This is a genomic window from Ideonella azotifigens, from assembly GCF_006519715.1.
Taxonomy (GTDB): domain Bacteria; phylum Pseudomonadota; class Gammaproteobacteria; order Burkholderiales; family Burkholderiaceae_C; genus Ideonella; species Ideonella azotifigens.
The window spans coordinates 1-2,235 of record NZ_VIDT01000805.1; the positions used below are offsets into that span (position 1 = coordinate 1).

4 protein-coding genes are annotated in these 2,235 nt (G+C 66.6%); 2 read left to right on the forward strand and 2 right to left on the reverse strand.

The window, feature by feature from the left end; translation table 11 throughout:
* A partial coding sequence (locus FKP22_RS27855; protein ID WP_170201134.1) for a pyridoxamine 5'-phosphate oxidase family protein occupies nt 1–306 on the reverse strand: 306 nt, incomplete at its 3' end.
* A gap of 268 nt (nt 307–574) precedes the next feature.
* Here FKP22_RS27855 and FKP22_RS27860 point away from each other — a divergent pair.
* Nucleotides 575–1,000, forward strand: coding sequence for a response regulator (locus tag FKP22_RS27860; protein ID WP_141291272.1), 426 nt, complete (start codon nt 575–577; stop codon nt 998–1,000).
* Between the two features lie 20 nt (nt 1,001–1,020).
* On the opposite strand, the gene FKP22_RS27865 is transcribed toward FKP22_RS27860, so the two are convergent.
* Complete coding sequence (locus FKP22_RS27865) at nt 1,021–1,653, reverse strand: response regulator (RefSeq protein ID WP_141291274.1); 633 nt, start codon at nt 1,651–1,653, stop codon at nt 1,021–1,023.
* A gap of 50 nt (nt 1,654–1,703) precedes the next feature.
* On the opposite strand from FKP22_RS27865, the gene FKP22_RS27870 reads away from it, so the two are divergent.
* Nucleotides 1,704–2,235, forward strand: a 532-nt coding sequence (locus FKP22_RS27870) for a CHASE3 domain-containing protein (protein WP_141291276.1), incomplete at its 3' end; no start/stop codon positions are given.

Consider the following 2,235-nt stretch of genomic DNA (forward strand, 5'->3'; position numbering starts at 1 on the left):
CAGCGCTTCGTCGCGCAGCACCACGCCGCCACCTTCGACGCTCACGTAGCGCTGGGCGCCGGGGTCGGCATAGGTCAGCAGCAGGCGATGCTCGCCCGGCAGTGCGCGCACCAGCTCGCTGGCGGCGGGGGCGAAGAACCACAGCCTGTCCTCGTCGTCCAGGCGCTGGGTGAGCATCGGGCGCGGCACCACGCGTGCGCCCGGGATGGAGACCATCGCGAAGCGGATGTCGAAGGCCATGTCCAGCGCCTGTCGCAGCGCCTGCGTGCTGCGGTCGGAATCGGGCGCGTTGGAATGGGAGGTCATGCAAGCTTCCTGGCGGGCCGCTCAAAGGCGGCATGTCGGGGCGGCGTGCAGGACGATCAGATGACGATGGAAGATGCGCGCCGATGAGCCCTGATGGTGGGCCGTGAGCGGGTTCGCGAGGGTCGGTGTGGGCCGCGAGCCCCTGTGGGATCAGGCCGACGCAGCCGGCAAAATAAGACTCTTCCTACAAGTCCAGTCAGACCCCACCTCTACACTCGGTCCTTTGTTGCGTGCTCGTCGCCGACGACAGCGTCGGGCGCATCCGCTGATGCCCAAACTCAAGATCTTTGTCGTCGAGGACAGCCCCATCATTCGCGGCAACCTGGTTGCCGCGCTGGAGGAAATGGCGCCGGTGACGGTCGTGGGTGCGGCGGAAGATGCGCAATCGGCCACGCAGTGGCTGGTGCGGGAGGTGCACGATTGCGATCTGGTGATCGTCGACATCTTCCTGAAAAAGGGCTCAGGAATGGATGTGCTGCGGGCGCTGAAGGAAGACGAGCACCTGGCGGCGCGCGTGGTGCTGACGAATTTCGCCACGCCCAGCGTGCGCAGCCAATGCGCCTCACTGGGCGCAGACCGGGTGTTCGACAAGTCCAGCGAGATCGAACTGCTGATCGACTACTGCATCGAACTCGCCGGCCAGGGTGCCGGGGGCGATTCAACCGGCGGCCAGAGCGCCGCGGGCTTGCAATGAGGTTGTCGCGGGCGGCGACCTTATTGAATGAGGCCGTTTTTCAGTGCGTAGTAGGTCAGCTCGCTGTTGGTCGACAGCGAAAGCTTTTCCATGACCCGCGCGCGGTAGGTGCTGACGGTCTTGACGCTGAGGAACATGCTGTCGGCAATGTGGCTCACCGTCTCGCCCTTGGCCAGACGCAGGAAGACCTGCAGCTCGCGCTCGCTGAGCGCTTCGTGCGGCAGCCGGTCGAGGTTGCCGGTGATGTTGTCGGCCAGCATCTCGGCCACGCTGGGCGTGATGTAGCGCCGGCCACGCGAGACGGTGCGGATCGCGGTGGCGATCTCCTCCGGGTCGCATTCCTTGTTCAGGTAGCCGCTGGCGCCCTGGCGCAGCAGCGTGGTGGCGTAGTGGGCTTCGGGGAAGCCGCTGAGGATCAGCACCGGCAGCTCGGGGCGGCGGGCCTTGATGGCGACCAGCGCATCGACGCCGCTCTGGTCGGGCATCGAGATGTCCATCAGCAGCACGTCGACCTCGTCGCCGCGGGCGATCTCCAGCGCTTCCTTGCCGTTGACCGCCTCGGCCGTCACGCGGAAGTCCACTTGCTCGGTGAGGAACTGGCGCAGCCCCGCCCGAACAATGGCGTGATCGTCAACGATGCCAATGCGAATCATGTTTTTCTCCGGCGGGCCAAGATACCCAGCTTGCAGTGTAAGGGGTTGCGATGCGCAGCGTGACAAGGGGATTGACCAGCATCCCGTTCGCCAGCTTGATCGGCCCGCTCGCGGTGGCCCTGGCGCTGCTGGTGCTGCTGGTCAACGAGATGGGCGTGCACAGCGTGGCCTCGTACAACGCCGAGCGCGAGAAGGCGCTGGAGACGCGCAATGTGGTGGGCCGGCTGCGCCGCCTGCTGCTGGTCGTCGAGTCCTCGCAGCGCGGCTACCTGCTGACCGGCCGCACCGCCTACCGCCAGCCGTATGACAGCACGCTGGACGACCTGAACGGCGCCATCACCGACGTGCGCACGCTGGCCGACAAGCGCCCGGCGCAGCGCGACACGCTGCTGAAGGTGGCCGACGTGGCCGCGCGCAAGGTCTCAGAGACGCAGGAAGTCGTGCGGCTGTTCGACACCGGCGACCGCAGCAATGCGATGGCCTTGTTCATGACCGACATCGGCCGCGACTACATGGAGCAGGTCACGCGCCAGGCCGACGAGATCAACCTCACCGAGGCCCAGGCCTTCGACGCCGCCGGCC

Bases quoted from the DNA above. Each gene is read 5' to 3' on its own strand.
- FKP22_RS27860 (WP_141291272.1), top strand. From the start codon at position 575: ATGCCCAAACTCAAGATCTTTGTCGTCGAGGACAGCCCCATCATTCGC.
- FKP22_RS27865 (WP_141291274.1), bottom strand. From the start codon at position 1,653: ATGATTCGCATTGGCATCGTTGACGATCACGCCATTGTTCGGGCGGGG.